The organism is Variovorax sp. 10N432, from assembly GCF_056394465.1.
On sequence record NZ_JBFTHX010000005.1, the window covers coordinates 48,911 to 75,055 of the forward strand.

Below are 26,145 nucleotides of genomic sequence, written 5' to 3' on the forward strand. Positions count from 1 at the left end.
CCGCGGGCTCAGGACGACTCGTCCTCCGCCGGCCAGTCGCGGATGTACGCCTTCAGCATCTTGTTCTCGAAGTTCTGGCTGTCGACCACCGCCTTGGCGACGTCGTAGAAGCTGATCACGCCCATCAGCATGCGCTTGTCCATCACCGGCATGTAGCGGGCGTGGCGCTCCAGCATGATGCGGCGGATCTCGTCGAGGTCGGTTTCGAGGGTGCAAGTGACGGGATGGTCGTCCATCGCCTTGCGCACCAGGGTGCCGCCGACCTGGCCGCCGTTGGCGACGATGGCGACGATCACTTCGCGGAAGGTCAGCATGCCGACCAGGTCGCCGTGCTCCATGACCACCAGGGAGCCGATGTCCTTGTCGGCCATGACGTTGACCGCGCTGGCCAGGGGTTCGTCGGGCGTGACCGTGAAGAGCGTGTTGCCCTTGACGCGCAGGATATCGCTGACTTTCATGTAATTTGCTCCTCGCTTGCTCGGCGGCGTGCCGATTTGAATATAGCCCACAATGGCCGCCCGTCCACCGACCCGTGATCGACGCGCCGACGCGCGCGTAACCGGGCATTGCAGAAACGATTCTCGAAAGGCGCTCATGTCCGGCTACTCAGACCCCGGCTTCGACACGCTGGCATTGCATGCCGGCGCCGCACCCGACCCCGCCACCGGCGCGCGGGCGGTGCCGATCCACCTCACGACCTCCTTCGTCTTCGAATCCAGCGACCATGCCGCGGCGCTGTTCAATCTGGAGCGCGCGGGCCATGTCTACTCGCGCATCAGCAACCCGACCAACGCGGTGCTCGAGCAGCGCGTGGCGGCTCTCGAAGGCGGCATCGGGGCGATCGCCACCGCCAGCGGCCAGGCGGCGCTGCACCTGTCGATCGCGACCCTCATGGGCGCCGGCTCGCACATCGTCGCCAGCACCGCGCTGTACGGCGGCTCGCAGAACCTGCTGCACTACACGATGCGCCGCTTCGGCATCGAGACCACCTTCGTCAAGCCCGGCGACCTCGACGGCTGGCGCGCCGCGATCCGGCCCGAGACCAAGCTGCTGTTCGGCGAGACCGTGGGCAACCCGGGCCTCGACGTGCTCGACATCCCGGCCGTCAGCGAGATCGCGCACGCCGCCCGCGTGCCGCTGCTGGTCGACTCCACCCTGACCTCGCCCTACCTGATCAAGCCCTTCGACTGGGGCGCCGACCTGGTCTACCACTCGGCCACCAAGTTCCTGTCCGGTCACGGCACCGTGATCGGCGGCGTGGTGGTCGACGGCGGCAGCTTCGACTGGGAGCGATCGGGCAAGTTCGCCGAGCTCACGCAAGCCTACGACGGCTTCCACAACATGGTCTTCAGCGAGGAGAGCACGGTCGGCGCCTTCCTGCTGCGGGCCCGCCGCGAAGGCCTGCGCGACTTCGGCGCCTCGATGAGCCCGCACACCGCCTGGCTGATCCTGCAGGGGATCGAGACCCTGCCGCTGCGCATGGCGCGCCACATCGACAACACGCAGAAGGTGGTCGAGTTCCTGGCCGCGCATCCGTTCGTGGCGCGGGTGGGCCATCCGCTGCTCGAATCGCATCCCAGCCACGCGCTGGCCAACAAGCTGCTGCGCCACGGCGCCAAGGGCGCGGGCGCGGTGTTCAGCTTCGACCTCAAGGGCAACCGCGAGCAGGGCAAGAAGTTCATCGAGGCGCTCAAGCTCTTCAGCCACCTGGCGAACGTGGGCGACTGCCGCAGCCTGGTGATCCATCCGGCGAGCACCACGCACTTCCGCATGACCGACGAGGCACTGGCCGGCGCCGGGATCTCGCAGGGCACGATTCGCCTGTCGATCGGGCTGGAAGACCCGGCCGACCTGATCGACGACCTCAAGCGCGCCCTGAAGGCGGCGGAAAAGGCGGGTGCGTGATGGAGCTGATCGTCAACGGCCACGCCACCTACTGCTACACCGGCGGCAAGCCGCTCGACCCCGCCAAGCCGACGGTGGTCTTCATCCATGGCGTGCTCAACGACCACAGCGTCTGGATCCTGCAGAGCCGCTGGTTCGCCAACCACGGCTGGAACGTGCTCGCGGTCGACCTGCCGGGACACTGCAGGAGCGCGGGCCCGCCGCCCGCCAGCGTCGAAGACGCCGCCGCCTTCATCGTCGCGCTGCTCGATGCCGCGGGTGTCGCCAAGGCCGCGCTGGTCGGCCACAGCTTCGGCTCGCTGATCGCACTGGAGACCGCCTCACGCGCGCCGGAGCGGGTCACGCACCTGGCGCTGGTCGGCACGGCCTACCCGATGACCGTGTCGCCGGCGCTGCTCGATGGCGCGCTCGACGACCCGCAGCGCACGATCGCGATGGTCAGCACCTTCTCGCATTCGATGCTGGCGCCGCCGCTCGGTCCGGGGGTCTGGCTCGCCGGCAGTTCGCGGGCGCTGATGCGCCGCGTGCTCGCGAGCAACACCGACGCCAACGTCTTCCACATCGGCTTCAAGGCCTGCAACGACTACGCCAACGGCGAACAGGCGTTGGCCAAGGTGCGATGCCCGGTGCTGTTCCTGCTCGGCGAGGCCGACCAGATGACGCCGCCGCGGGCCGCCCGCTCGCTGGCGCAGAAGGCGCCGGGCGCCAAGGTCGTCACCGTCAAGGCCGGCCACGCGCTCATGAGCGAGGCACCCGACGCGGTGCTGTTCGCGCTGCGCGACTTCCTGGAATGAGCGGCCTCAACGCAACGCGTTGATGTCCGCCATCTCGACCAGCGGATTCGGCGCGCCGCGCTTGGCGACGACCAGCATGGCGCGCCCGACCTGCTCGCTGGTCGTGACCGCGTCGGGCCGCCAGCGGCGCACCAGCCCGAAGACCGGGTTCGCGACCACGTAGGCCCACCGGTACAGCGCCGTCTTCGAGCGCACGCCATGCATCGGCTGGATCATGCCGGGGCGGAACATGTAGGCGGCCTTGAAGGGCAGCCGCATCAGCGCGTTCTCGGTCGCACCCTTGACGCGCGCCCACATGCGGGGGCCGCGCTCGGTGCTGTCGGTGCCGGCGCCCGTCACGTAGACGAAGGTCATCTGCGGGTTGAGCCGCACCAGCGTGCGCGCCACCCCCAGCGTGAGGTCGAAGGTCACGCGCTTGTATTCCTCCTCGCTCATGCCGACCGAGGAGACGCCGAGGCAGAAGAAGCAGGCGTCGAAGCCGGCGAGCTCGGCCTCGACCGCCGCGAGCTGTCCCGGGTCGGGCACGACCAGGTCGCGCAGCTTCGGATGCGTCTCGCCGCTCGGCCGGCGGCCGACGCAGAGCACCGCGGTCACGTCGGCATCGTGCAGGCATTCGCGCAGCACGCCCTGCCCCACCATGCCGGTGGCGCCGAAGAGGAGAATCTTCATCGGCCGCCGACCGAAAACGCCCCAGGCTCGCGCTGGAGCGCGCCGAGCAGCGTCGACACCTCGGGCGCCAGGGCCTGGGCCGGCTGGAGCGCGCCCAGCAGCCGCGCCAGCGTTTCGGCATGGGGCAGCAGCGGACCGAGGAAGCGGGTACCGGCCTCGCTGCCGATCAGGAGCGTCGGAAAGGTCTCGACGTCGAAGTCGTCCGCGATGTCCGCGTGGTCTTCGATGTCGACCCACGCGAAACGGAACTGCGGATGGTCGCGCGCCACCGACTCGAACAGGGGCCGGTACTCGCGACAGGCGCCACACCATTCGGCGCACAGGCAGACGACCCAGAGGCGATCGTCGGCGGCGGTGGTTGAGAAATCGGTCAAGGCAGTGTCGAAGGAACGAAGGGCTGGAGAGGAGTTCGGCGCCATTATCGATTCGCCAGCAAATCCTGCAGCCGCAGGCTCTCCAGAGGGCCTTGGCACCAGAGGCTGCGCAACGGCGGTGTGTGCGGCATCAGCAGCTCCCGCAGCAGCGGCTCCAGCGGCGTCGCGGGGCCGGCCAGCAGCACGAAGCGGGGATCGTCGTTGTCGCGCTCCTCGGCCAGCGGCGCGATCCAGTCGAGCGCGACCAGCGTTTCGAGCACCGGTGCGAGCTGCAGCGCGTCGACTCTCATGCGTCCCACCAGCTCGGCCGCGCCCAGGCCGCTGGCCGGTGTCGACCTGGCGGCATGCAGGTCCTGGAGCACCTCGACCGCCAGCTGCAGCGGCCAGCCGGCCGCGCCGCCGCGCCGCGCCACCCCGGCCAGCAGGCTGGGCAGGTAGGCCGCGATCACGGCGCCCAGCAGGACGATCACCCAGGCCACGTAGATCCAGACCAGCAGGATCGGCACGGTCGCGAAGGCGCCATAGAGCACCGAGTAGGTCGGGACCAGGCTCATGTAGTAGCCCAGCACGCGCTTGGCGAGCTCGATCGACGTGGCGACGAAAAGGCCGCCCGCCCAGGCGTGCGACCACTTCACGTGGGTGTTCGGCACGTAGCGGTAGAGGGCCGTCATGCCGCCGGCCAGCAGCACGAATTCGAAGGTGTCGAACAGCAGCTTGACGATCGCGCCGCCCACCACCTCGCGCGAGGCCGAGAAGAAGGACGCCGTGGTGCTGAGGCTCAGTGCCAGCACCAGCGGGCCGAGCGTGATCGCGGCCCAGTAGATCAGCACCCGCTGCGCCAGCGGCCGGGGCTTGCGCACCCGCCAGATGTTGTTGAGCGTCTTGTCCATGGTGAGGATCAGCGCCACCGCGGTCACCAGCAGCACCACCAGGCCAGCTACGCCGAGCCCGCTGGCCTTGCTGGCGAACTGGTTCAGGTAGCCCAGCACCTGGCGCGCGATGTTGTCCGGGATCAGGCTGTCGATCAGCCAGCGCTGGACCCGCCCCTGCATCGTGCTGAACATCGGGAAGACGGTGAACAGGGCCGCCGCCACGGTGAAGAACGGCACCATCGCGATGGTGGTGGTGAAGGTCAGGCTGCTCGCGGTCAGGCCGAGCCGGTCCTCGCGGAAACGCTCGCCCAGCACCGCCGCCGTGTTCCCCCAGGGAAAGTGCGAAAGATCCCTCCAGAACTGCCAGCGATTCATGCCCGGTATCATGCCGCATGGGCTCACCCCCGAGGCTTCGCGCACTGCGACACCTCTTTTTTCTCGTGATCAATTCCACCTTGCCCCCCGCCTCCGTTTCCGCCACCCGATGGCTTGCCGTCGGCAGCCTGGTCGGGCTGATCGTGCTCGGGCTCGCCTGGGAGCTGTGGCTGGCCCCCTTGCGGCCGGGCGGTTCGTGGCTGGCGCTCAAGGTGCTGCCGCTGGTGGTGCCGCTGGCCGGCCTGCTGAAGAACCGCATGTACACCTATCGCTGGGTCAGCCTGATGGTCTGGCTCTATTTCACCGAAGGCGTGGTGCGCGCCTGGAGCGACACCAACGGCGTCGGCCAGGTGCTGGCGCTGGTCCAGGTCGTGCTGTGCCTGGCGCTTTTCACGGCCTGTGCCTGGCATGTGCGGCTGCGGCTGCGCAACGCGGCCCAGGCCCGCAAACTCGAAGTCGAAAGGGCGACGCCATGAGCGTTCTGTTGGAGAAGCTGCGCGCGATCGTCGGCGCGGCGAACGTGCTCACCGAAGGCGACCTCGGCGCCTGGGAGCAGGACTGGCGCAAGCGCTCGCGCGGCAAGGCGCTGGCGGTCGTGCGGCCGGGCGACACGCGCCAGGTCGCCGAGGTGGTCCGGGCCTGCGCCGAAGCCGGCACCTCGATCGTGCCGCAAGGCGGCAACACCGGGCTGGCGGTCGGCTCGACGCCCGACGAGAGCGGCACCCAGGTGCTGCTGAGCATGCAGCGGCTGAACGCGATCCGGGGCATCGACGCCGCCAATCTCACGATGACGGTCGAGGCCGGCTGCGTGCTGCAGACCCTGCAGGAGGCGGCGCGCAACGCCGGCTTCCTGTTCCCGCTGAGCCTGGCGGCCGAAGGCAGCTGCACCATCGGCGGCAACCTGGCGACCAACGCCGGCGGCACGCAGGTGGTGCGCTACGGCAATACGCGCGACCTGTGCCTCGGGCTCGAGGTCGTGACGCCGCAGGGCGGGGTCTGGGAAGGCACCAGCGGCCTGCGCAAGGACAACACGGGCTATGACCTGCGCGACCTGATGATCGGCAGCGAAGGCACGCTCGGCGTCATCACGGCCGCCACCATGAAGCTCTACCCGCTGCCGGCGGCCCAGCTCACGGCATGGGCGGCAGTGCCGTCGCTCGACCACGCGGTCACCCTGCTCGGCCTGGCGCACCAGCGCCTGGGGGCCGGCCTGACCGGTTTCGAGGTGATGGGCAAGTTCGCGCTGAGCCTGGTCGACAAGCACTTCCCGGCCCTGCGCGTGCCTTTCATCGACGACGCGTCCGTTCCCTGGTGCGTGCTGCTCGAGAACTCCGACAGCGAATCGGAAGACCATGCCCGCAGCCGCTTCGAATCCTTGCTCGAAACCGCCTTCGAAGTCGGCTGCGTGACCGACGCGGTGGTCGCCGAGAGCCTCACGCAGGCGCACCAGCTCTGGCACATCCGCGAAAGCATCCCGCTGGCGCAGGCCGAGGAAGGCCTCAACATCAAGCACGACATCTCGATCGCGGTGTCGCGCATCCCGGCCTTCGTGGCCGAGACCGATGCGCTGCTCGCTCGCGAGATCCCGGGCGTGCGACTGGTGAATTTCGGCCACCTCGGCGACGGCAACCTGCACTACAACGTGCAGGCGCCCGAGGGCGGCGACAGCAAGGCCTTTCTGCGCGACCACGAGGATCGGATCAACACCCTGGTCTACGACGCGGTCGAGAAGTTCGACGGCTCGTTCTCGGCCGAGCACGGCGTCGGCTCGCTCAAGGTCGACAAGCTCGAGAAGCACAAATCGCCGGTGGCGCTCGAGATGATGCGCGCGATCAAGCGCGGGCTGGACCCGCAGAACATCCTGAATCCGGGGCGGGTGATCCGACTGGCCTGAGGTTCGGATGCGCGTAAACTATGCGCATAGTTCATGCCCGGAGAATGCCACATGCTTCGCTTCGACAAAGCCCCGAAGAAGGCGACCAACCTGTCGCTGAACAGCAAGGTGCTGGAGGTGGCGCGCGAGCTCGGCATGAACCTGTCCCAGACAGTGGACGAGCTGCTCGCAGAAGAGGTCAAGCGCCGCTACTGGGCGAAATGGGCGGAAGAAAACAAGGACGGCATCGCCGCCTACAACACCAGGATCGCGAAGGAAGGATTGCCGCTGGCCAAGTACCGCACTTTTGCGCGCAGCCTTGGCGACGGCAAGAAAGGTTGACATGGCGCGCTTCGACGTCTATTCGAATCCGGATGCGGCCGATCGCGCGGCCATTCCTTTCATGCTCGACGTCCAGAGCGACTATCTCGAAGGTCTGGACACGCGCGTGGTCATCCCGCTCTTCGCCACCGCGCGCTTCAAGACCAGGGTGCGCACGCTGAATGCGGAACTTCGGGTCGCCGGAAAGGAGGTCGTCATGGACACCGCCTCGATCGGCGCCGTTCCCGCGACGGAGCTGCGCCGACCTGTTGCCAATCTTTCCGACCAGCAGCTCGATATTCAGGACGCGCTCGACGCATTGTTCGCAGGCTATTGACGACATGACCCCCCACCCCATCCGCTCCCAATACGAAGACTTCATGCGCCACGTCGACAGCACCGGCGTACAAAAGGGCGACCGCACCGGCACCGGCACCAAGAGCGTGTTCGGCTACCAGATGCGCTTCGACCTCAACGAGGGCTTCCCGCTGGTCACCACCAAGAAGGTGCACCTGCGCTCCATCATCCAGGAACTGCTCTGGTTCCTGACCGGCTCGAGCGACAACAACTGGCTCAAGGAGCGCGGCGTCACGATCTGGGACGAATGGGCCCGCGAGGACGGCGACCTGGGCCCGGTCTACGGCGTGCAATGGCGCAGCTGGCCGACGCCCGACGGCGGCCACATCGACCAGATCCAGCAGGTGATCGACACCCTCAAGAGCAACCCCGACTCGCGCCGCATCATCGTCAGCGCCTGGAACGTGGCCGAGCTCTCGAAGATGGCGCTGATGCCCTGCCACGCCTTCTTCCAGTTCTACGTGGCGCCGCCGCAAGCCCCTGGCGAGCGCGGCAAGCTGAGCTGCCAGCTCTACCAGCGCAGCGCCGACATCTTCCTCGGCGTGCCGTTCAATATCGCCAGCTACGCGCTGCTGACGCACATGGTGGCGCAGCAGTGCGAGCTGGATGTCGGCGATTTCATCTGGACCGGCGGCGACTGCCATATCTACAGCAACCACGCCGAGCAGGTCGCACTGCAGCTGAGCCGTGCACCGCGCGCCTATCCGACGCTGGTCATCCGTCGCAAGCCGGCCTCGATCTTCGACTACCAGTACGAGGATTTCGCGGTCGAGGGCTACGACCCGCATCCCGCGATCAAGGCGCCCGTGGCGGTCTGACAGATGCGCGTCAACCTGCTCCTCGCGCGCGCCGCCAACGGCGCGATCGGACTCGGCGGCACGATGCCCTGGCACCTGCCCGAGGACATGGCCCACTTCAAGCGCCAGACCGCGGGTGCGCCCGTGATCATGGGCCGCAAGACCTGGGACTCGATCCCGCCGCGCTTCCGTCCGCTGGCCGGCCGGCGCAACATCGTGGTCACGCGCAATGCCGATTGGCAGGCCGAAGGCGCCGAGCGGGCCGGAAGCTTGCCGGAAGCCATCGCCCTGTGCGAACACGCCCGCAGCGACGAAGCCTGGGTGATCGGCGGCGCCCAGATCTACGCCGAGGCGGAGCCGCTGGCCCAGCGCGTGGTGCTGACCGAGATCGCGCGCGACTTCGAGGGCGACGCCTGGGCACCCGCCTTCGATTGCGGCTGGCACGAGACCGCGCGCGAATCGCACATCGCGGCCAACGGCCTGCCGTTCAGCTTCGTCACGCTGGAGCGGCGCTGAGCCGAGTTCTCAGCCGCAGGCCTCGATCTTGAATTCGACCCGGCGGTCGAGCGCATCGACGGCGTCGTCGGTGCCGCTGCCGATGATGTTCTCGCGAAAGCCCTTGCCGCTGGTCGTGGTGCGCGGGCCCAGTGCGGTCGAGTCGTTCACCAGCCGCTGTCGGATGTAGGCCGCGCGCTGCAGCGACAGCGCCTCGTTGTACGCCACCGGACCGGTGTGGCTGGTGTGGCCGATGATGTCCATGCAGATCCCGGCGTCGGTGCTGGCCTTGGCGATCTGATGCAGCCACATCGGATAGGGGCCGCTGATCCGGCCATCGGACCAGAACACGGTGGTGTTCGGATTGAAGAGGAACTTGACGCCGAGTTGCCGGTTGGCGATGCCGTAGGCGACGATCTTGCCGAACGCCTGCTCGGCCTCGGCCGTGCGGCCCAACTTGGCCGACGACAGATAGATGCCGTTGAGCACGCGCAGCTGCTCGCCGTCCGACGTCGCGGCCGCGGCGCTGTACTGCGCCAGCGCCTCCGGATAGCGTCCCGCGTTGTAGTGCGCGGTGGCCGCCTTGATCGTCGGCGCCGCCGAGAGCCGCGCCAGGTAGGCCGGGTCGGCACGCTGGCCGGCCGCCGCGGCGGTGGTGCGCACGTAGCCTTCGACCAGCGGGTCCCGCGTCGGCACCGGCGTGTCGCGGTCATAGGGCAGCGGTGTGTGGTCCAGGCCCTCATCACGCACCAGCGATGACGCGTGCGCGACCACCGTGCCGCTCTTCAGTTCGGTCAGGGCGAGGTCGATCCGCAACGGGCCCTGCGGCTGGCTGGGCGCGACCCGCGTCATGGTGCCGGTGAGCAGGTAGCGGGCCTTGCCGAGGTTTTCGCTGTCGAAGGGCAGGACCTCGATCGCGTCGTACTTGGTGCCCATGCGCTCGATCACGCGGTCCTGCAGCTGCAGCGTCGCGATCGTCTGCTGGCCGCTGGCGGCATCGAGCATCGGATCGAGCACCACGCTGCGCCGGCCGCCGATCCGGTCGAGAAACAGCGGCTGCGTCTGGGTCTGGACGACCAGCGCATCGCTGGCTTGCACCACGGCTTCGGCAAAGGGCAGCGGGGCCCCGGACGCGGTGACCGGCGGCGCCGCGCAGCCGCCGAGGCCCGTCGCCAACCACGCGGCAAGCGACAGGAACACGATGTGCAGCCAGCCGTTCCATTTCATGGTGCGCAGTCCTTCCTGAGCATTGCGGCCTCGGCCGCCGTGAGGGGACCGAGAGAGGCCCGTTGCAAGGACTCGACGCATTGCGTCCGGCCCGGCCCCGCTTGAGCGGTGGCCAGCGGTGCTTGCGTCTCGCGCGCGCGCTCGCGGGCGGGCTCGCGGGCGGCCTCGCGGGCGGCCTCGCGGGCAGGCTCGGCGCGCGGCCGTTGTTGCGCTGTTCTTCGGGCCGGTTCAGGCGCGATTGGCTCCGAGGCGATCACGCGGGGCAGCGACTCGGTCAGCGCCAGGGCCGTTTCGGGCAGCGCCTGCTCAGGCACCTGCGCCTGCGCGGGCACAGGTTCAGCGACGGGCGCGGGCGCCGCCGGCAGCGACACCATCCGTTGCGGCTCGGGCAGCGGCGGCGGCAGGCCCGGATCGCCGAGCCGGATGGCGGCGGCTGCGCCAACGCCCACCAGCAACCCCAGCGCCAGCCGCGTGACGGCCTGGGTGCGGCTGCGGCGCGGCGCCAGCTCACGGCCCGGGAGCGCGGGCGCCTCGCTGTCGAAGGCGGTCTCGAAGACGACATCGGGCCGGTCGGTCGCACTCAGCAGGTCGAGGTCCTGGTCCCGGCGATCGTGGGCGCCGCTCAGCCGGTTCCAGAGTTCAGCCGCGCTCGTGCAACCGCCCTGGGGAATCGGCGACAGCGCCGCGTCGACCGCATCCATGAAATGGCCGCTGTAGCGACGCCGCGCCACTTCGGCGAGCGGCCGGACCCGATCGTTCCGGCGCGACGGGGGCTGGCCGGCAATGGCCGCGTACACCACGCCCGCCAGCGCACGCAGATCGGACAGCGGGGCGTCGAGGTCGTCGCCCACGTCCCGGATGCCGCCGAACGCCGTCAGCACCGGGCCGTCGTCGGTGAGCAGGATGCGGTGCGTCGCGATCCCGCCGTGCACGCACTGCGACGCGTGCAACGTGCCGAGCGCATCGAGCAGGGGACGCAGCCAGCTGCACAGCTGGGCCTCGTCGGGCGGCCGGCCGAGTTCCACCAGCACGCGCGCCAGCGTCGCGCCCTCGTAGTACGGCATCGCCATGTAGGCCGTGCCGTTGCCTTCCCAGAAATGCAGCACCCTGGGCAGCGAGGGGTGATCGAATCGCCCCAGCATCCGGGCCTGGTTGATGAAGCTGCACAGCCCAACCTGGAACGCCGTCACCCGGCCCTTCGACTTCGCGACCACCGTCGCCGACACGGGGTCCCTCGACGCCAGTGCGCCGGGCAGGTATTCCCGCACCGCCACGTGCTGCTCGAGCACATGGTCCCAGGCCAGGTAGACGATGCCCTTCTCGTTCTCGCCGATGGTGCCGACGATCTCGTAGTCGAACAACCTGAAGCCTTCGGGCAGCGCATGGATGTCGCGCGCCGGCGCCTCGTCGGAAGCCTCCGGGGCGGTCTGCGCGCGTCTCCCCGACGTCGGGCGGTGCCCGGTACGGAGGTCGAGCGCAAGGGCGCTGTTCATGGCGTCGACTCTACGTCGCCCGGCCGTCGTCGACATTCACCGGACGCACTAGCCGAATGGACGCCAGGTCACCTGGCATGCTCCAAAACCCTGATTGATTTATTTATTGATGTTAATACGATGATGCCCTCAAACCGCATTTCAGCCATGTCCAGCGCCCCCACGATCGCCGACATCGCCCGCACCGCCGGCGTCGGCACCGCCACGGTCGACCGGGTGCTCAACCGGCGCGCCGGCGTCAACGCCGAGACCGTGCAGCGCGTGCTGCAGGTGGTCGAGGAACTGGGCGCGCCGCAGCAGCCGGGCCGCCCGCGGCGCGGCGCCAACGCCCGCTTCGCCTATGTGCTGCCGGCGGACGACTCCCCCTTCCTGGAACTGGTCGAAAGACAGATTGCGCAGGCCGCCGGCGACTTCCGGCATGCCCACATCACCGAGGTCACGCACCGCATCGACAGCACCGACCCCGGGCGCTTCGCCGAAGAACTCGCGCAGGTCGGCGACTGCGAGGGCATCGCCCTGCTGGCGCCCGACCTGCCTCCGATCAAGCGCGCCATCAACGAGCTGGTGCGCGCCGGCGTGCACGTGGTGACCTTGTTCTCCGACGTCGCGGGCTCGATGCGCGAGACCTGCATCGGCGCCGACAACCGGGCCGCCGGCCGCACCGCCGGCCTGCTGCTGGCGCGAATGGCCAACGACAGCCGGCGCGACACCTTGCTGCTGTCGTCGCAGGCGACCCGGCTGTCGGCCGAGATCGAGCGGCGCATCGGCTTCGCCCACGTCATCGAGGAGCGATTCCCCCGGCTGCACATGGTGCGCACGCCCGACCTGCCGGCCGACGACGACGGCGCCTGTCGCGCGTTGCTGCAGGCCCTGCGCGACGACATCGACCCGGCGCGCGTCGCCGGCATCTACAACGTCGGCTCGGGCAGCGCCGGCGTGGCGCGCGCACTGGCCGAGGCCGGCCTGGCGGCCCATGCCGGCGTGGCGGCGCACGACTTCACCGACGAAAACGCCTCGCTTCTGAGCGCCAACGCCCTGTCCTACGTCCTGCACCAGGACATCCATTACTGCGTATTGACGGCGGCGCGTGTGCTGCGCGCGCTGTGCGAGAACGTCCGCGGCGCACTCAACGTGGTGCAGCCGCGCATCGAGATCCTGACGGCCGAGAACCTTCACTGAGCGGACGCCCGGTACGTGCCCCTGAACCCAAACCTTTTTTGGAGACAGCTCATGAAATCGATGTCGAAGATGCTCCCGGGCGTGATCGCCCTCGCCGCTGCCACCGTGCTCAGCCTGACCGGCGCCGACGTGCGCGCGCAGGACAAGACCATCACCCTGTGCTGGGCCGCCTGGGACCCGGCCAACGCGCTGGTCGAACTCTCGAAGGACTTCACCACCAAGACCGGCATCAAGATGAAGTTCGAGTTCGTGCCGTGGACCAGCTTCGCCGACCGCATGCTCAACGAGCTCAACTCCAAGGGCAAGCTGTGCGACCTGATCATCGGCGACAGCCAGTGGATCGGCGGCGCCGCCGAGCAGGGCCAGTACGTCAAGCTCAACGAGTTCTTCGACAAGGAAGGCATCAAGATGACCGACTTCGCGCCCGCCACCGTGGTGGGCTATGCAGAGTGGCCCAAGAACACGCCCAACTACTGGGCGCTGCCGGCCATGGCCGACGCGGTCGGCTGGACCTACCGCAAGGACTGGTTCGCCAAGCCCGAGCTGCAGGCCGAGTTCAAGAAGAAGTACAACCGCGACCTCGCACCGCCCAAGACCTGGACCGAGTTCAAGGAGGTGGCCGAGTTCTTCCAGGGCCGCATGATCGACGGCAAGAAGGTCTACGGCGCCTACCTCTTCACCGAGCGCGGCTCCGAAGGCATCACGATGGGCGTGACCAACGTGCTCTACCCGATGGGCTTCAAGTACGAGGACCCCAAGAAGCCCTATGCCATGGACGGCTTCGTCAACTCGCCGGATGCGGTGCGCGGCCTCGAGTTCTACAAGGCGCTCTACAAGGGCAGCACCCCGCCCGGCCTCACCAACGCCTACATGACCGAAGGCCTCGACGCCTTCAAGTCGGGCCAGGTGGCGATGATGATGAACTGGTTCGCCTTCTTCCCCGGCCTCTACAAGGACCCGAACGTCGGCGGCGACAAGATCGGCTTCTTCGTCAACCCGTCGGACAAGGCCAAGGGCGTGCAGCTCGGCGGCCAGGGCATCTCGGTGGTGTCGTACTCGCCGAACCGCAACGAGGCGCTGCAGTACATCAAGTGGTTCGCCAACCCCGACGTGCAGAAGAAGTGGCAGGCCATCGGCGGCTCGTCGGCCGCCAAGGCGGTGCTCAACGACCCGGCCTACCCGAAGAGCTCGCCCTTCGCCCAGCCCTTCCTCGACTCGATGGACATGGTGGTCGACTTCTGGGCCGAGCCCTCGTACGCGCAATTGCTGTTGTCGATGCAGAAGCGCGTGCATGATTACGTGGTGGCCGACAAGGGCACCGCCAAGGAGGCGCTCGATGCACTGGTGGTCGACTGGAAGAAGGTCTTCAAGGACGACGGCAAGGCGAAGTGACGGCCAGGCCCAGGCGAAACACGGCATGAGCACTCCCGCCGCCCTCGTCGCCCGCGCCGCCCAGGCCACGCCGGCCGGGGTGGCGTCGCGGATGCGCGGTCTCTCCGACCGCGCGATCGCCTGGCTGTTCGTGGCRCCGACGATGCTGCTGCTGCTGGCGATCAACATCTTCCCGCTGATCTGGACCATCAAGCTGTCGTTCACCAACTACCGGGCCAACCGGCCCAACGCGGCGGTGGTCGACGTCGGCATCGACAACTACGTCTCGGTGCTGACCGACCCGGACATCTGGCTGGCGATGCAGGCCACCGCCCACTTCCTGTTCTGGACCATCCTGCTGCAGGTGCTGATCGGCTTCGCACTGGCCTACCTGATCGACCGCAAGTTCCGCGGCCACGGCTTCTGGACCACGATGATCCTGATCCCGATGATGCTGTCGCCCGCGGTGGTCGGCAATTTCTGGGCCTTCCTGTACCAGCCGCAGACGGGCCTGTTCAACTACGCGGTGTCGTTCCTGTCGGGCATCCCGGCCTCGTCGTTCGAGATGATCGGCTCGGTCAAGCTCGCGCCCTGGGCAATCATCATCGTCGACACCTGGATGTGGACGCCCTACGTGATGCTGATCTGCCTGGCCGGCCTGCGCTCGATCCCCGACTACATCTACGAGGCGGCCGAGGTCGACCGGGCCTCGAAGTGGCGCCAGTTCTGGTCGATCACGCTGCCGATGGTGCTGCCCTTCATCATGCTGGCGGTGCTGTTCCGCGGCATCGAGAACTTCAAGATGTTCGACATGGTCAACCTGCTGACCTCGGGCGGCCCGGGCTCGGCGACCGAGCTGGCGTCGATCACGCTCAAGCGCGAGGCCTTCGAGAAATGGCGCACCGGCTATTCGTCGGCGTTCGCGATCATCCTTTTCGTGGCGGTGTTCGGCCTGGCCAACATCTACGTCAAGGCGCTCAACCACGTGAAGAACCGCTGAGGCAACCCATGCGCACCGGCATCAGCACCGCCCACTCCGTCGTCGAGCCGAGCGCGCGCACCCGCTTCGCGGCCGGCGCGGTCGTGGTCGCGTATGCGCTCCTGACGATGATCCCGCTGGTCTGGATCATCCTGACCGGCTTCAAGACGCCGCCCGACTCGATCAGCTACCCGCCGAAGGTGCTGTTCACGCCCTCCCCCCAGGGCTACTGCAACCTGTTCACAACGCGCTCGCGCCAGACGCCCGAATACATCGCCGCGCTGCCGCCCGCGACCGAGATCTGCGACAAGGTGGCACGCGACGACAACATGGTGGTCGCGGGACGGTCGAACTACATCCCGCGCTTCGTCAACTCGCTGATCATCGCCTTCGGCTCGACMGTGCTGTCGGTCGGCTTCGGCGTGATGGCCGCCTACGCCTTCTCGCGCTTCAACGTGCCGCTGAAGGACGACATGCTGTTCTTCATTTTGTCGACGCGGATGATGCCGCCGATCGCGGTGGCGATCCCGATCTACCTGATGTACCGCGAGCTCGGCCTGTCGGACACGCGCCTCGGCATGATCCTGCTGTACAGCGCGGTCAACGTGTCACTCGCGGTGTGGCTGCTCAAGGGTTTCATCGACGAGATTCCGCGCGAGTACGAGGAAGCCGCGATGGTCGACGGCTACACCCGGCTGCAGGCCTTCCGCAAGGTGGTGCTGCCGCAGGCGACCACCGGCATCGTCGCCACCTCGATCTTCTGCCTGATCTTCGCCTGGAACGAATACGCCTTCGCGGTGCTGCTGACCTCGGGCACTGCGCAAACGGCGCCGCCTTTCATTCCGATCATCATCGGCGAGGGCGGACAGGACTGGCCGGCCGTGGCCGCCGGCACCACCTTGTTCCTGATCCCGATCCTGGTCTTCACGGTGTTGCTGCGCAAGCACCTGCTGCGCGGCATCACCTTCGGCGCAGTGCGCAAGTAGGAGCTCCGGCCATGTCGACCCCTTCCCTGCCCGTCCACCGCCGCTGGCCGCGCTGGCTGCGCCGCGGTCCGATGGAGATCGTGGCCTGCGTCGTGATCACGGCCGGGCTCGTGATGATGCTGCAGCCGCTGGCGATGAGCCTGTTCACCTGGTCGTTCCTGACCACCCTGTTCGGCACCGCGCTGTTCATGATCGTGTCCAAGTTTCCCGCCTGAACGCCATGGCCGAGATCCGCGTCCACGAACTGCACAAGGCGTTCACCGACTTCACCGCGGTGAAGAGCTCGAGCTTCGCCGTGCGCAACGGCGAGTTCTTCTGCCTGCTCGGCCCCTCGGGCTGCGGCAAGACCACCACCCTGCGCATGATCGCCGGGCTCGAGCTGCCGACCTCCGGCCAGATCTTCCTCGGCGACGAGGACGTGAGCTTCAAGCGGGCGTCGGCGCGCGACATCGCCTTCGTGTTCCAGATGTTCGCGCTCTACCCGCACATGAACGTGCGCCGGAACATCGCCTTCCCGCTGGTCTCCCAGGGCATGGCGCGCGACGAGATCGGCCGCCAGGTCGAGCAGGCGGCGCGCACGCTGCGCATCACGCACCTGCTCGACAAGCCGGTGTCGCAGCTGTCGAGCGGCGACCGCCAGCGCGTGGCGCTGGGCCGCGCGATCGTGCGCCAGCCGCTGGCCTTCCTGATGGACGAGCCGCTCGGCGCCCTCGACGCCGAGTTCCGCGAAGTGATGTGCCACGAACTGCGCGCCCTGCACGACCGGCTGCAGGCCACCACCGTGTACGTGACGCACGACCAGATGGAGGCGATGGCCATGGCCGACGTCATCGCGATCATGAACGAGGGCGTGATCGAGCAGCTCGGGGCTCCGCTCGAGGTCTACGAGCGGCCCGCCAGCGTCTTCGTGGCCGACTTCATCGGCGCGCCGTCGATGAACTTCCTGCCCTTCGAGGCCGGCCTGGCGAGCGGCGACGATGCGATCCTGATCGGCCCGGCACGGATCGCCGTGCCGCCCCTGCGCGAAGACCTGTCGCCGCGAGCGCTGCTGTGCGGCGTGCGCCCCGAGCACGTGCGCTTCGACGACGCGTCCGGGCTGCGCGCCGAGGTGCTCGCGACCGAATACCTCGGTACCCGCACCGTCGTGACGCTGGCCACCGCGCAAGGCACCACGGTGCGCGCCAAGGTCGACGTCGACATCCCGGTGGCGCGCGGCGACCATGTCGGACTGGCCTTCGATGCCGCGAAGATCTCGCTGTTCGATGCCGCATCGGGCCGGGCGCTGCGCAGCGCGCGCGATGAGACGCCGCTGCGGGCCGGACGGAGGGCGCGCCATGGCTGAGCTTCGACTCTCGGGCGTCGTCAAGCGCTTCGGCGGCGTGACCGCGGTCGACGGCGTCGGCCTCGACATTCCGAGCGGCGAGTTCTTCGTCCTGCTGGGCCCGAGCGGCGCCGGCAAGACGACCACGCTGCGCCTGGTGGCGGGCCTCGAGCGGCCGGACGCCGGCCGCGTCTCGATCGGTGGGCGCGACGTCACGGCGCTCGCGCCGGCGCTGCGCGACGTGGCCTTCGTGTTCCAGCAGTATTCGCTCTATCCGCACCTGAGCGTCTTCGACAACCTGGCGTTCCCGCTGCGCTCGCCGCTGCGCCCCTCGCCGGAAACCGAGGTGCGCCGCAAGGTCGAGGAGGTCGCCCGCATGCTGCGCATCCACGACAAGCTGCAGAACCCCGCCACCCGGCTGTCGGGGGGCCAGATGCAGCGGGTGGCGATCGGCCGCGCCCTGGTGCGCAGCCCCGCGCTCTACCTGATGGACGAACCGCTGTCCTCGCTGGATGCCAAGCTGCGCAACGACCTGCGGCTGGAGCTCAAGCGCATCCAGCAGGATCTGGGCGCCACCATGCTCTACGTGACGCACGACCAGATCGAGGCCATGACCCTGGCCACCCGCATCGGCGTGCTCGACGCCGGCCGGCTGGTACAGGTCGGCACGCCGCAGCAGATCTACGAGAACCCGGGCAGCGCGCACGTCGCCTCGCGGCTCGGCTCGCCGCGCATCAACCTGGTCGCCCGCGGGCTGTTCCCGCAGCTCGACGGGCCCGAGCGCGCGGTGACGGTCGGCATCCGCGCCGAGCACCTGCGGCTGCACCGCCGGCCGGCGGCGAGCGGCCCCGGCCTGGCGCACCGGGGCGCCAGCGTCAGGCGCATCGAGCGCCTGAGCGACCTGCACCTGGTGCATGTCGGCCTCGACGACAGCGGCCAGGAGCTGATCGTCTCGGCGCCCGCCAACGAGAGCTTCGAGCCGAACGACGCGGTGCAGGTCGAACTGCTGCGCCCGCTCTGGTTCGATGCCGAGGGCCAGCGCATCCATGCCTGAACACGGCACATCCACACGGGAGACCCCATGGCCGACATCGACCTGATACGCAACGCGACCCAGACCCTGATCGACCATGTCGACGAACTGACGGCCCTCGACCAGGCGATCGGCGACGGCGACCACGGGCTCAACATGCGCCGCGGCGCGCTCGCCATCCAGGCCCGGCTCGACGAGCTCGCCAGCCAATCGCTCAACGAGGCGCTGCGCACCATGGGCATGGCCTGCATGTCGACCATCGGGGGCTCGTCGGGCCCGGTGTTCGGCACCTTGCTGGTCACCCTCGGCAAGGAACTGCCCGACCCGCCTACCGCCGCCGCGCTGGCCGGCGCACTCGATGCCGGCATCAAGGCGCTGACGCGGCTGGGCAAGGCCGAGGTCGGCCAGAAGACCCTGCTCGACGTGCTCGACCCGGTGCAGAAAGTGCTCGCCGAAGGCGGCGGGCAACTGGCCGGCCGCGTGCGCGACTGCGCCTTCGCGAGCGCCGACGCCACGGCGGCGATGGATGCCATCAAGGGCCGCGCCTCGTTCCTCGGCGAACGCGCGCTGGGCCATGTCGACCCGGGCTCGCGCTCGGTCGCCCTGATCATCGGCGCGATCTGCGACGGCCTGCAATCGCGCGCGCAACCGACCTCCCAATCCGCCTGAAAGCGCACCATGAAAAAGCTCATCAACGACGTCGAGTCCCTGTTGTCCGAATCGCTGGACGGCTTCGCGGCCGCGCACGCCGACATCGTGACGCTCGGCGAGGGCGGCCAGTTCGTCCGCCGGCGCACGCCCAAGCCCGGCAAGGTCGCGCTGATCTCGGGCGGAGGCTCGGGCCACGAGCCGCTGCACACCGGCTTCGTCGGCCACGGCATGCTCGACGCGGCCTGCCCGGGCCAGGTGTTCACTTCGCCGACGCCCGACCAGATGCTGGCGGCGGCGCAGGCGGTGGACACCGGCGCGGGCGTGCTGTTCATCGTCAAGAACTACTCCGGCGACATGATGAACTTCCAGATGGCCGCCGAGATGATCGACTGCGACAACGCCACGGTCATCGTCAACGACGACGTGGCGGTCGAGAACTCGACCTACACGACCGGCCGGCGCGGCGTTGCCGGCACCTTGATCGTCGAGAAGATCGTCGGCGCCGCCGCCGAGCGCGGCGATGGACTGGCGGCGCTGAAGGCGCTTGGCGATTCGGTCAACAAGGCGACGGCCTCGATGGGCGTGGCGCTGACCTCGTGCACCGTGCCGGCCGCCGGCAAGCCGACCTTCCAGATCGGTGCCGACGAGATGGAGATGGGCGTCGGCATCCACGGCGAGCCGGGCCGGCGCCGGGTCCGGCTGGCATCGGCCGACGACATCGCGGCCGAGCTGAGCGGCGCGATCCTCAAGGACCTGTCGCTCAAGCAGGGCCAGGAGGTGCTGCTGCTGGTCAACGGCTTCGGCGGCACGCCGCTGATGGAGCTGTACCTGATGGTGAACGCGGTGCGCAAGATACTGGATGGGCATCGGCTGAAGATCGCTCGCTGCCTCACCGGGTCGTATGTGACTTCGCTGGAGATGGCGGGGTGCTCGGTGACAGTGAGCGCGATGGATGCGGCGACGCTGGCGCTGTGGGATGCGCCGGTGCACACGGCGGCGCTGCGTTGGGGGATGTGAGCGGAATCCAACGAAAAAGAAGCGTCTGACGCCATCGAAAGAAGCATCCATGGAATAAGCAGGGGCCGCAGCAACGGCACTCGGAATTCGCCCCCATCCGGCCGGCAAGCGCCAAATAAAATTTCTGCTTCGCCACGGGGCCCGCCTCGGCCCCCTGTCGGCGCCCACCAGCCGGGCGCCTGACTCTCGGATCAGTGAATGTCCTGCCCATGTTCCCGGCGCCATGCGAGCGCCCTCGAAGGCGCCCTTTGACGCCGTCCTCCCTCCCCCGCCCACCTTCCGCCTCGCCCCGCAGCGCGCTGCAGGTGAGCCTGTCGGTCTGGCGCGCGCTCTTCATGCGCGAGGCGCTGTCGCGCGTGTCGTCGCAGCGTTACGGCTGGGTCTGGTTGCTGCTGCAGCCGGTGGTGCACATCGCCTTGTTGATGTTGTTGTTCTCGACGCTGCGCCAACGCACGTTGGCCGGTGCCGATTTCGCGCTGTTCCTCGCGCTCGGTTTGCTCGGCTACCAGCTCTTCACCAACACAGCGCAGCGCAGCGCGTCGGCGCTCGCAGCCAATCGCGGGCTGCTGGCGTACCGCCAGGTGCTGCCGGTCGATACCGTGCTGGTGCGCGCGGTGGTCGAGGGCAGCCTTCAACTGCTGGTCGGGCTGGCGTTGTTGTCCGGCGCGGCGCTGTTCCGGTTCGACGTGCTGCCACACGATCCTTTGCTGGCGCTGGAGGCCTACCTTCTGCTGTGGCTCTTCGGCTCGGGCCTGGGCCTGGCACTGTCGGTCGGCTACGCGCTGGTGCCGGAGATCGAGAAGATCATGGGCTTTGTCTTCATGCCGCTCTACTTCGCATCGGGCGTGCTCTTCTCCCCGGCCGCCATGCCGGCGCGTCTTCAGGAATGGCTGCTCTACAACCCCATCGTGCATGGGCTTGAACTGGGGCGGGCCGCGTTCTTCCCGGGCTATCACCTGGTGCAGGGGCTCAGCGCCGGCTACCTCGCATCGTTCGGCCTGGCTTTCTGGCTCCTGGGCCTGGCGCTGCATCGCCGCTTCGCGATACAGGTGGCCGCGCAATGATCGAACTGCGCGACGTTCACAAGCGCTATCGCACGACGCACGGTGCGGGGCGATGGGTGCTCAAGGGCATTACGCTCGACATTCCCGCGCAGCGCAGCGTCGGACTTCTCGGGGCGAACGGCGAAGGCAAATCGACATTGCTCAGGCTGATCGGCGGCATCGACACGCCGACCAAGGGAAAAGTGGTGCGCCATTGCCGCACCTCCTGGCCGCTGGGCCTGGCCGGCGGCCTGCAAAGCGCATTGACGGGCCGGCAGAACGCCACTTTCGTGTGTCGCATCCACGGCCAGGAAGCCGACATCCCTGAAAAGCTCGCCTTCATCGCGGACTTCGCTGAAATCGGCGCTGCCTTCGACGAGCCGATCAAGACCTATTCGAGCGGCATGCAGGCCAGGCTCAAGTTCGCGATGAGCATGGCCTTCGACTTCGAGGTCTACCTCGTGGACGAGCTGACTTCCGTCGGCGACGCGGCCTTTCGCAAGAAGGCCCGCGCCGCATTCAACCAACTGGCCGACCGCAGCAGCGTGATCATGGTCTCGCACGGCGAATCGACGCTGCGGGAATTCTGCGAAAGCGGCATCTGGCTCCGTGACGGCCATGCGCATTGGTTCGACAAGCTCGACGACGCACTGGCCCACTACAAGGAAAGCATCCACACATGACCGACATCCTACCGGTCGCCGTCGGCGCGGCGGCGACAGCGCCCTCCCTCGCAGCCCCCCGCCCCCCGTCCGAACGAGGACGCCTCCACGCCGTCCTGGCCTGGATTCGAAGCCATCCGACGATGAGCGCCGCCGGCCTGCTGATCCTGCTGGCGGCGATCTACTGGTGCCTGGTGGCCTCGGACCGCTACGTGTCGGAAGCGCGCGTGGTGGTCGACCGCACCGACTTCAGCGTGGGCCAGAACGTCGACCTGAGCAGCCTGATCACCGGCGGCGGCGCTCGCAACCAGGCCGACATGCTGCTGCTGCGCGACCATCTGCGCTCGACCGACATGCTGGCCAGGCTGCAGGCACGGCTCGACCTGCGCGCGCACTACAGCGACCGAAGCCGCGACCCGCTGTCGCGCATGTGGTCGGCCACGGTGCCGCAGGAATTCTTCCTGCGCCACTACCTGAGCCGGGTCAGCATCGAGATGGACGAGGCGGCCGGGGTGCTTCGCATCCGTGCACAGGCCTACGACGAGCGGACCGCGCAGGCGATCGCCAAGGTCCTGCTCGAAGAAGGCGAGGCCTTCATGAACGAGATGGGCCATCGCCTCGCGCGCGAGCAAGTGGGGTTTCTGGAGAAGCAGGTCGCCGAGAGTGGTGAGCGCGCGCTGAAGGCGCGCACCGCCCTGCTGAACTTCCAGAACAAGACCGGCCTGATCTCTCCGCAGGCCAAGGCCGAAAGCCTGGTCGCCATCACGGCCCGGCTGGAAGGCCAGCTCTCGGAACTGAAGGCGCGGCGTGCGGCGATGATCGGCTATCTCAGCCCGCAGGCGCCTGACGTCGCGCAGATCGACCTTCAGGTCGGCGCCTTGGAGCGACAGCTCGCCGAAGAGCAGAAACGCCTCGCCGCGCCGCAGGGCAGCACGCTGAACAGCCGGGTCGAGGAGTATCAGAGGCTCGAGATGGAGGCGAACTTTGCGCAGGATGTGTACCGCACATCTTTGGTGGGGCTGGAGAAAGGGCGACTCGAAGCGGGCCGCACGCTCAAGAAGCTGTCGGTGCTGCAGAGTGCGACGCTGCCGGAGTATCCGGAGCAGCCGGAGAGGCTTTACAACTTGCTGGTGTTTGCGTTGGTCGTGCTGACCCTGGGTGGTATTGCGCAGTTGTTGTTGGCGATTGTGCGCGACCACAAGGACTGAGCGCCGCGGCCCGGGCGGCGCGACGCATCACCCTCGCCAGTTCCGCAGGAGCACCTTCAGCTTGCGCCACTGTCGGCGCAGATGGCCGACCTGCATGTGGCCACCCTTGGCTTCCAGTCGGGCGCGTGTCTCGACGATGCGATGCAGCACCGCCTCGCATGTTGTGTAGCCCTTGAGTTCCCAGTCCCAATACAGCGGGTAGTGAAGCAGAGCGCCGGCCACCAGTTCGTCGATGCTCAACGTGCGCTCGCGGCGTGGCATCGGCAGCCGGTCTTCCGTCAAGCCCCAGCCCGCGTAGAACGGCCGGCCGTACACGACCACCTGCTTGCCGCGCAACAGGGCGTCGAAGCCCGTCAGCGAGGTCATCGTGTGGACCGCGTCGCATGCCTCGATGCAACTCACCACTGACACCTCCGTCTCCACGTGATCGGCGAAACGCCGGGCAGCCGTCAACGCCACGGCGCCCACGCGATTGCGGGCCAACACATCGGGATGCGGCTTGTAGACGATGAAGCCCTCAGGATGCGCCACGCGGGCGGCCTCCAGCAATGCGAGGTTGGTGTCGACGTCTTCGCAGCCGAAACGAATGGAAGCGTCGTCCTCGACCTGCCCGGGCACCAGCACCACCGTCCGCCCCGCCGCTTGGCTCGCCCAGGTCGCGGAGCGGCGCGGCTCGGTGTTGTATTTGGTGATGCCGTGCGCCACGATCACTTGCGTCACAGCGCGGGCTCGGGCACGGTCTTCGACCGTGAAGCGCCGCGTGTTGAGCAGGTGCTCGAGCCCGGACGCACGAAGGGGATCGAAGTAGATCCCACGATCGTCGAGCACCAGCGAGAGCGGCGGGACCAGATCGGCGCCGAGACCTACCGAGCGCACGAAGCCGTCTTCCATGCGCAGCAGGCGCGCCCCGCTCCTTGCCGCAAGGGCCTCGACACCTGGCGGTGCAGTGCGGCCCCAATGCACCAAGTAGTCGTCTGGCCCAGGCGTGAGCCGATCCGCAGTTCCGGCGTCGCGAACGAAATGCACGCGATCAGAATGCAGTGACAGCATCGGGCGTACGTTGGCCGCCTTCCAGCGACGGAAACCCACGCACAGCATGCGACCAGGACCGCCTGTTGCGTCGAAGCGAGAGGCCATGGAACGCTGACGCGCCAGCCAATCGATCACGTCGAAGATCGTTCCCCGCTCACCGGTGGTCGGGTCCAGATAGCGCGAGTAGTGGAAATAACCCGCGGCAAAGAGCTCGTCGACGGTACGCGTACGGCTGCGACGCGGACATCGTTGCCGATCGTCTGTCGCACCCCAACCTGCATACCAAGGCATGCCGAACACGGTCACTGGCTTGCCAACTAGCAGCGCTTCGAAGCCCATGGTCGAGGTGACGACGTACACGCGGTCCATGCGTTCAATGAGGCTGAGGGGACTGATGCCCTGCCGTAGAACCACCGTGCGAGCGTCGTCCTGCACTGCAGTCAGGTAGCCGCGCTTGCGGCCGGAACTGACTTCGGGATGGGTCTTGATATAGATCGTCGCGTCGGGATTCTCGGCCCGCGCGGCATCGAGCATGGTGGTGAACGTCACCGCGTCGGCAGCGCCCAGCTTGACGCTCAAGTCGCCGAACGTCTGATCCACAAGCAGCACCCGTTGCACGTCGCCAACGCGCAGCACCGACTCGTCCAGATCCGCTGCCTCGTTGTACTTGCTCAGACGCAGGCGGAGCAGTCGCTCTCGAGCCATCTCGACGTCTGCGCCGATACCTGCCAGCAAGTCCTCACGCGAATTGAGCAGCGTTTCAAGCCCACTCGGCCGAGTACCGTCGTAGTGAATGCCCTGATTGTCCGCGACCAACGACAGCAACGGGAACCGGTCCCCTGTTCCGAACGAGCGAAGAAACCCGTCTTCAAGACGCCATAGTTCCAGACCATGACGCCTCGCGTAGGCCTCAGCGCAGCGGACATTGGCCTTACGTCCCCATCCAGCTACGGCGCTCACGCGCCGACCCACGGACAGACGGCTGACCTTGCAGATCTCTTCACCCAATAGGGCGCTCAATTGGGGATGGCGCAGAACTCCAGCAGAAAACGTCCCGATCATCTAGGCCTCGAGGCAGCGCCATGGCAGGAAGATCGCCCCCGGACCGCTCTCCACGGCAATGAGAGTGACCTTCGTGCGGGCCCACTGTCCAGATCGTAGATCTGCAAGACACCGGCCACCTTGCCGTCATCGTCTTTCACGACGAGCGAATTGATCTTGGCTTCGCGCATTCGCTCTTCAGCGACGGAGAAGCGCTCGCCGACATCCACGGTCATCGGCCGCGCAGTCATGATCTGGCTGGCGACAAGCGCCAAGGGATTCTCGGATTGATCGAAGGCGCGTCGAATGTCGCCGTCCGTCACCAGGCCCAGCAAGTTCGCGCCCTCCATCACGAGCGCCAACCCCAAGCGACCGCTGGTGATGGTCTGCACGACATCGCGCAATGTCGAAGTGGCCTGGCAGATCGGCAGGTTGCCGCTGCGCATGACATCACCGACGCGCGTCAGCAACCGGCGACCCAGGCTGCCGCCGGGATGGAAACGAGCGAAGTCCTCAGGCTGGAATCCCTTCAACGTCGACAACGCGACCGCCAGTGCGTCGCCCATGACCAGCGTGGCGGTGGTCGAACTGGTGGGCGCAAGATTGTTGCTGCACGCTTCCTTCTGCACCGAGACATTGAGGACCGCGTCGGCGTGTCGAGCCAAGGTCGAATCCAGGCCGCCGGTCATCGCGATGACGCGGATCTGCTGATGCTCCATGAAGGGCAGCAGCCGGATCAACTCCTCCGTCTCGCCGCTGTTCGAGATCATCAACGCGACATCGATCGCTCGAAGCATGCCCAGATCGCCGTGGAAGGCTTCACCTGGATGAACAAAAAAAGACGCAGTGCCCGTGGAGGCCATCGTCGCAGCGATCTTCCTGCCGATGATGCCCGACTTGCCCATGCCGAGCACGACCACGCGGCCACGCGCTTCCTGGATGATGGCCACCGCATTGGCGAAGCTGTCGTCCAGCCGATTCGACATGCTTTCCAAGGCCTGGATCTCCATCGAGACCACGTTCCTTGCTACATCTACTGCAATCATTCTTTCCTCGTATTCAACTCAAGG

General features: G+C 67.7%; 28 protein-coding genes. 20 read left to right on the forward strand and 8 right to left on the reverse strand.

Translation table 11 applies throughout. The features are described from left to right. Positions 1-8: 8 nt before the first annotated feature. The gene (locus tag AC1DF3_RS07875; protein ID WP_286535662.1) at positions 9-458 is read right to left on the reverse strand and encodes a CBS domain-containing protein; all 450 of its coding nucleotides are present in this window, start codon (positions 456-458) and stop codon (positions 9-11) included. Between the two features lie 136 nt (positions 459-594). On the opposite strand from AC1DF3_RS07875, the gene AC1DF3_RS07880 reads away from it, so the two are divergent. Together AC1DF3_RS07880 and AC1DF3_RS07885 are read left to right on the forward strand one after the other, a co-directional pair. Then, positions 595-1,905, forward strand: coding sequence for an O-acetylhomoserine aminocarboxypropyltransferase (locus AC1DF3_RS07880; RefSeq protein WP_286526233.1), 1,311 nt, complete (start codon positions 595-597; stop codon positions 1,903-1,905). Next, on the forward strand, positions 1,905-2,699 hold the full coding sequence (locus tag AC1DF3_RS07885) for an alpha/beta fold hydrolase (protein WP_478139294.1): 795 nt from the start codon (positions 1,905-1,907) through the stop codon (positions 2,697-2,699). Before AC1DF3_RS07880 ends, AC1DF3_RS07885 begins: the two co-directional genes overlap by 1 nt. Positions 2,700-2,705: 6 nt before the next feature. Here the strand turns inward: AC1DF3_RS07885 and AC1DF3_RS07890 are convergent, their stop codons facing one another. Genes AC1DF3_RS07890 through AC1DF3_RS07900 form a run of 3 tightly spaced genes read right to left on the reverse strand, consistent with a single transcriptional unit; the run spans position 2,706 to position 5,001 of the window. After that, positions 2,706-3,368: an NAD-dependent epimerase/dehydratase family protein gene (locus AC1DF3_RS07890; RefSeq protein ID WP_478139295.1), complete on the reverse strand. Its 663-nt coding sequence runs from the start codon at positions 3,366-3,368 to the stop codon at positions 2,706-2,708. Then, complete coding sequence (locus tag AC1DF3_RS07895) at positions 3,365-3,742, reverse strand: thioredoxin family protein (RefSeq protein ID WP_478139296.1); 378 nt, start codon at positions 3,740-3,742, stop codon at positions 3,365-3,367. The genes AC1DF3_RS07890 and AC1DF3_RS07895 overlap by 4 nt, the downstream gene beginning before the upstream one ends. Positions 3,743-3,786: 44 nt before the next feature. Next, positions 3,787-5,001, reverse strand: coding sequence for a YihY family inner membrane protein (locus AC1DF3_RS07900; RefSeq protein WP_286535715.1), 1,215 nt, complete (start codon positions 4,999-5,001; stop codon positions 3,787-3,789). Positions 5,002-5,054: 53 nt separating this feature from the next. Here AC1DF3_RS07900 and AC1DF3_RS07905 point away from each other — a divergent pair, with 53 nt between their 5' ends. The 6 genes from AC1DF3_RS07905 to AC1DF3_RS07930 are packed head-to-tail and all read left to right on the forward strand — an operon-like array spanning position 5,055 to position 8,853. Beyond that, complete coding sequence (locus AC1DF3_RS07905; protein ID WP_478139297.1) at positions 5,055-5,465, forward strand: DUF2069 domain-containing protein; 411 nt, start codon at positions 5,055-5,057, stop codon at positions 5,463-5,465. Further along, positions 5,462-6,883 (forward strand): FAD-binding oxidoreductase, encoded by a 1,422-nt coding sequence (locus tag AC1DF3_RS07910; protein WP_478139298.1) that lies wholly within the window; start codon positions 5,462-5,464, stop codon positions 6,881-6,883. The genes AC1DF3_RS07905 and AC1DF3_RS07910 overlap by 4 nt, the downstream gene beginning before the upstream one ends. A 51-nt stretch (positions 6,884-6,934) precedes the next feature. Continuing rightward, the gene (locus tag AC1DF3_RS07915) at positions 6,935-7,204 is read left to right on the forward strand and encodes a type II toxin-antitoxin system CcdA family antitoxin (RefSeq protein WP_478139299.1); all 270 of its coding nucleotides are present in this window, start codon (positions 6,935-6,937) and stop codon (positions 7,202-7,204) included. A 1-nt stretch (position 7,205) separates the two neighbouring features. Beyond that, positions 7,206-7,520: a CcdB family protein gene (locus AC1DF3_RS07920; RefSeq protein ID WP_478139300.1), complete on the forward strand. Its 315-nt coding sequence runs from the start codon at positions 7,206-7,208 to the stop codon at positions 7,518-7,520. Between the two features lie 4 nt (positions 7,521-7,524). After that, positions 7,525-8,358 (forward strand): thymidylate synthase, encoded by an 834-nt coding sequence (locus AC1DF3_RS07925; RefSeq protein WP_286526250.1) that lies wholly within the window; start codon positions 7,525-7,527, stop codon positions 8,356-8,358. Between the two features lie 3 nt (positions 8,359-8,361). Further along, positions 8,362-8,853, forward strand: a complete 492-nt coding sequence (locus AC1DF3_RS07930; RefSeq protein ID WP_286535643.1) for a dihydrofolate reductase — start codon at positions 8,362-8,364, stop codon at positions 8,851-8,853. A gap of 9 nt (positions 8,854-8,862) precedes the next feature. On the opposite strand, the gene AC1DF3_RS07935 is transcribed toward AC1DF3_RS07930, so the two are convergent. Together AC1DF3_RS07935 and AC1DF3_RS07940 are read right to left on the reverse strand one after the other, a co-directional pair. Next, positions 8,863-10,059 carry an OmpA family protein gene (locus AC1DF3_RS07935; protein WP_478139301.1) on the reverse strand — a complete coding sequence of 399 codons (1,197 nt, stop codon included), beginning with the start codon at positions 10,057-10,059 and terminating at the stop codon, positions 8,863-8,865. Further along, entirely contained in the window at positions 10,056-11,552 is a 1,497-nt protein-coding gene (locus tag AC1DF3_RS07940) for a serine/threonine protein kinase (RefSeq protein WP_478139302.1), read from the reverse strand. The genes AC1DF3_RS07935 and AC1DF3_RS07940 overlap by 4 nt, the downstream gene beginning before the upstream one ends. A gap of 147 nt (positions 11,553-11,699) precedes the next feature. On the opposite strand from AC1DF3_RS07940, the gene AC1DF3_RS07945 reads away from it, so the two are divergent. The 12 genes from AC1DF3_RS07945 (at position 11,700) to AC1DF3_RS08000 (ending at position 23,002) form a co-directional block, all read left to right on the forward strand. Then, positions 11,700-12,731, forward strand: a complete 1,032-nt coding sequence (locus AC1DF3_RS07945) for a LacI family DNA-binding transcriptional regulator (protein WP_478139303.1) — start codon at positions 11,700-11,702, stop codon at positions 12,729-12,731. A gap of 60 nt (positions 12,732-12,791) precedes the next feature. After that, positions 12,792-14,123: an ABC transporter substrate-binding protein gene (locus AC1DF3_RS07950; RefSeq protein ID WP_478139409.1), complete on the forward strand. Its 1,332-nt coding sequence runs from the start codon at positions 12,792-12,794 to the stop codon at positions 14,121-14,123. A gap of 25 nt (positions 14,124-14,148) precedes the next feature. After that, positions 14,149-15,102: a carbohydrate ABC transporter permease gene (locus tag AC1DF3_RS07955; protein ID WP_286526263.1), complete on the forward strand. Its 954-nt coding sequence runs from the start codon at positions 14,149-14,151 to the stop codon at positions 15,100-15,102. Between the two features lie 8 nt (positions 15,103-15,110). Then, positions 15,111-16,067, forward strand: coding sequence for a carbohydrate ABC transporter permease (locus AC1DF3_RS07960; protein ID WP_478139304.1), 957 nt, complete (start codon positions 15,111-15,113; stop codon positions 16,065-16,067). A gap of 11 nt (positions 16,068-16,078) precedes the next feature. Next, positions 16,079-16,282 (forward strand): hypothetical protein, encoded by a 204-nt coding sequence (locus AC1DF3_RS07965; RefSeq protein ID WP_286535633.1) that lies wholly within the window; start codon positions 16,079-16,081, stop codon positions 16,280-16,282. A gap of 5 nt (positions 16,283-16,287) precedes the next feature. Continuing rightward, the gene (locus AC1DF3_RS07970) at positions 16,288-17,409 is read left to right on the forward strand and encodes an ABC transporter ATP-binding protein (RefSeq protein ID WP_286535632.1); all 1,122 of its coding nucleotides are present in this window, start codon (positions 16,288-16,290) and stop codon (positions 17,407-17,409) included. Next, positions 17,402-18,442 carry an ABC transporter ATP-binding protein gene (locus AC1DF3_RS07975; protein ID WP_286535631.1) on the forward strand — a complete coding sequence of 347 codons (1,041 nt, stop codon included), beginning with the start codon at positions 17,402-17,404 and terminating at the stop codon, positions 18,440-18,442. The genes AC1DF3_RS07970 and AC1DF3_RS07975 overlap by 8 nt, the downstream gene beginning before the upstream one ends. A 27-nt stretch (positions 18,443-18,469) precedes the next feature. Next, positions 18,470-19,090, forward strand: a complete 621-nt coding sequence (dhaL, locus tag AC1DF3_RS07980) for a dihydroxyacetone kinase subunit DhaL (RefSeq protein ID WP_286535629.1) — start codon at positions 18,470-18,472, stop codon at positions 19,088-19,090. A 9-nt stretch (positions 19,091-19,099) separates the two neighbouring features. After that, positions 19,100-20,089, forward strand: a complete 990-nt coding sequence (gene dhaK, locus AC1DF3_RS07985) for a dihydroxyacetone kinase subunit DhaK (RefSeq protein WP_478139305.1) — start codon at positions 19,100-19,102, stop codon at positions 20,087-20,089. Between the two features lie 248 nt (positions 20,090-20,337). Further along, on the forward strand, positions 20,338-21,153 hold the full coding sequence (locus AC1DF3_RS07990; RefSeq protein WP_478139306.1) for an ABC transporter permease: 816 nt from the start codon (positions 20,338-20,340) through the stop codon (positions 21,151-21,153). Beyond that, positions 21,150-21,815, forward strand: coding sequence for an ABC transporter ATP-binding protein (locus AC1DF3_RS07995; protein WP_286535625.1), 666 nt, complete (start codon positions 21,150-21,152; stop codon positions 21,813-21,815). Before AC1DF3_RS07990 ends, AC1DF3_RS07995 begins: the two co-directional genes overlap by 4 nt. A 122-nt stretch (positions 21,816-21,937) precedes the next feature. Beyond that, positions 21,938-23,002, forward strand: coding sequence for a KpsE/RkpR family capsule polysaccharide export protein (locus tag AC1DF3_RS08000; protein WP_478139307.1), 1,065 nt, complete (start codon positions 21,938-21,940; stop codon positions 23,000-23,002). 27 nt (positions 23,003-23,029) lie between these two features. Here AC1DF3_RS08000 and AC1DF3_RS08005 read toward each other — a convergent pair whose 3' ends face one another. Together AC1DF3_RS08005 and AC1DF3_RS08010 are read right to left on the reverse strand one after the other, a co-directional pair. After that, positions 23,030-25,096, reverse strand: coding sequence for a capsular polysaccharide biosynthesis protein (locus AC1DF3_RS08005; protein ID WP_286535623.1), 2,067 nt, complete (start codon positions 25,094-25,096; stop codon positions 23,030-23,032). Further along, positions 25,093-26,085, reverse strand: coding sequence for a KpsF/GutQ family sugar-phosphate isomerase (locus tag AC1DF3_RS08010; RefSeq protein WP_478139308.1), 993 nt, complete (start codon positions 26,083-26,085; stop codon positions 25,093-25,095). The genes AC1DF3_RS08005 and AC1DF3_RS08010 overlap by 4 nt, the downstream gene beginning before the upstream one ends. Between the last annotated feature and the right edge of the window lie 60 nt (positions 26,086-26,145).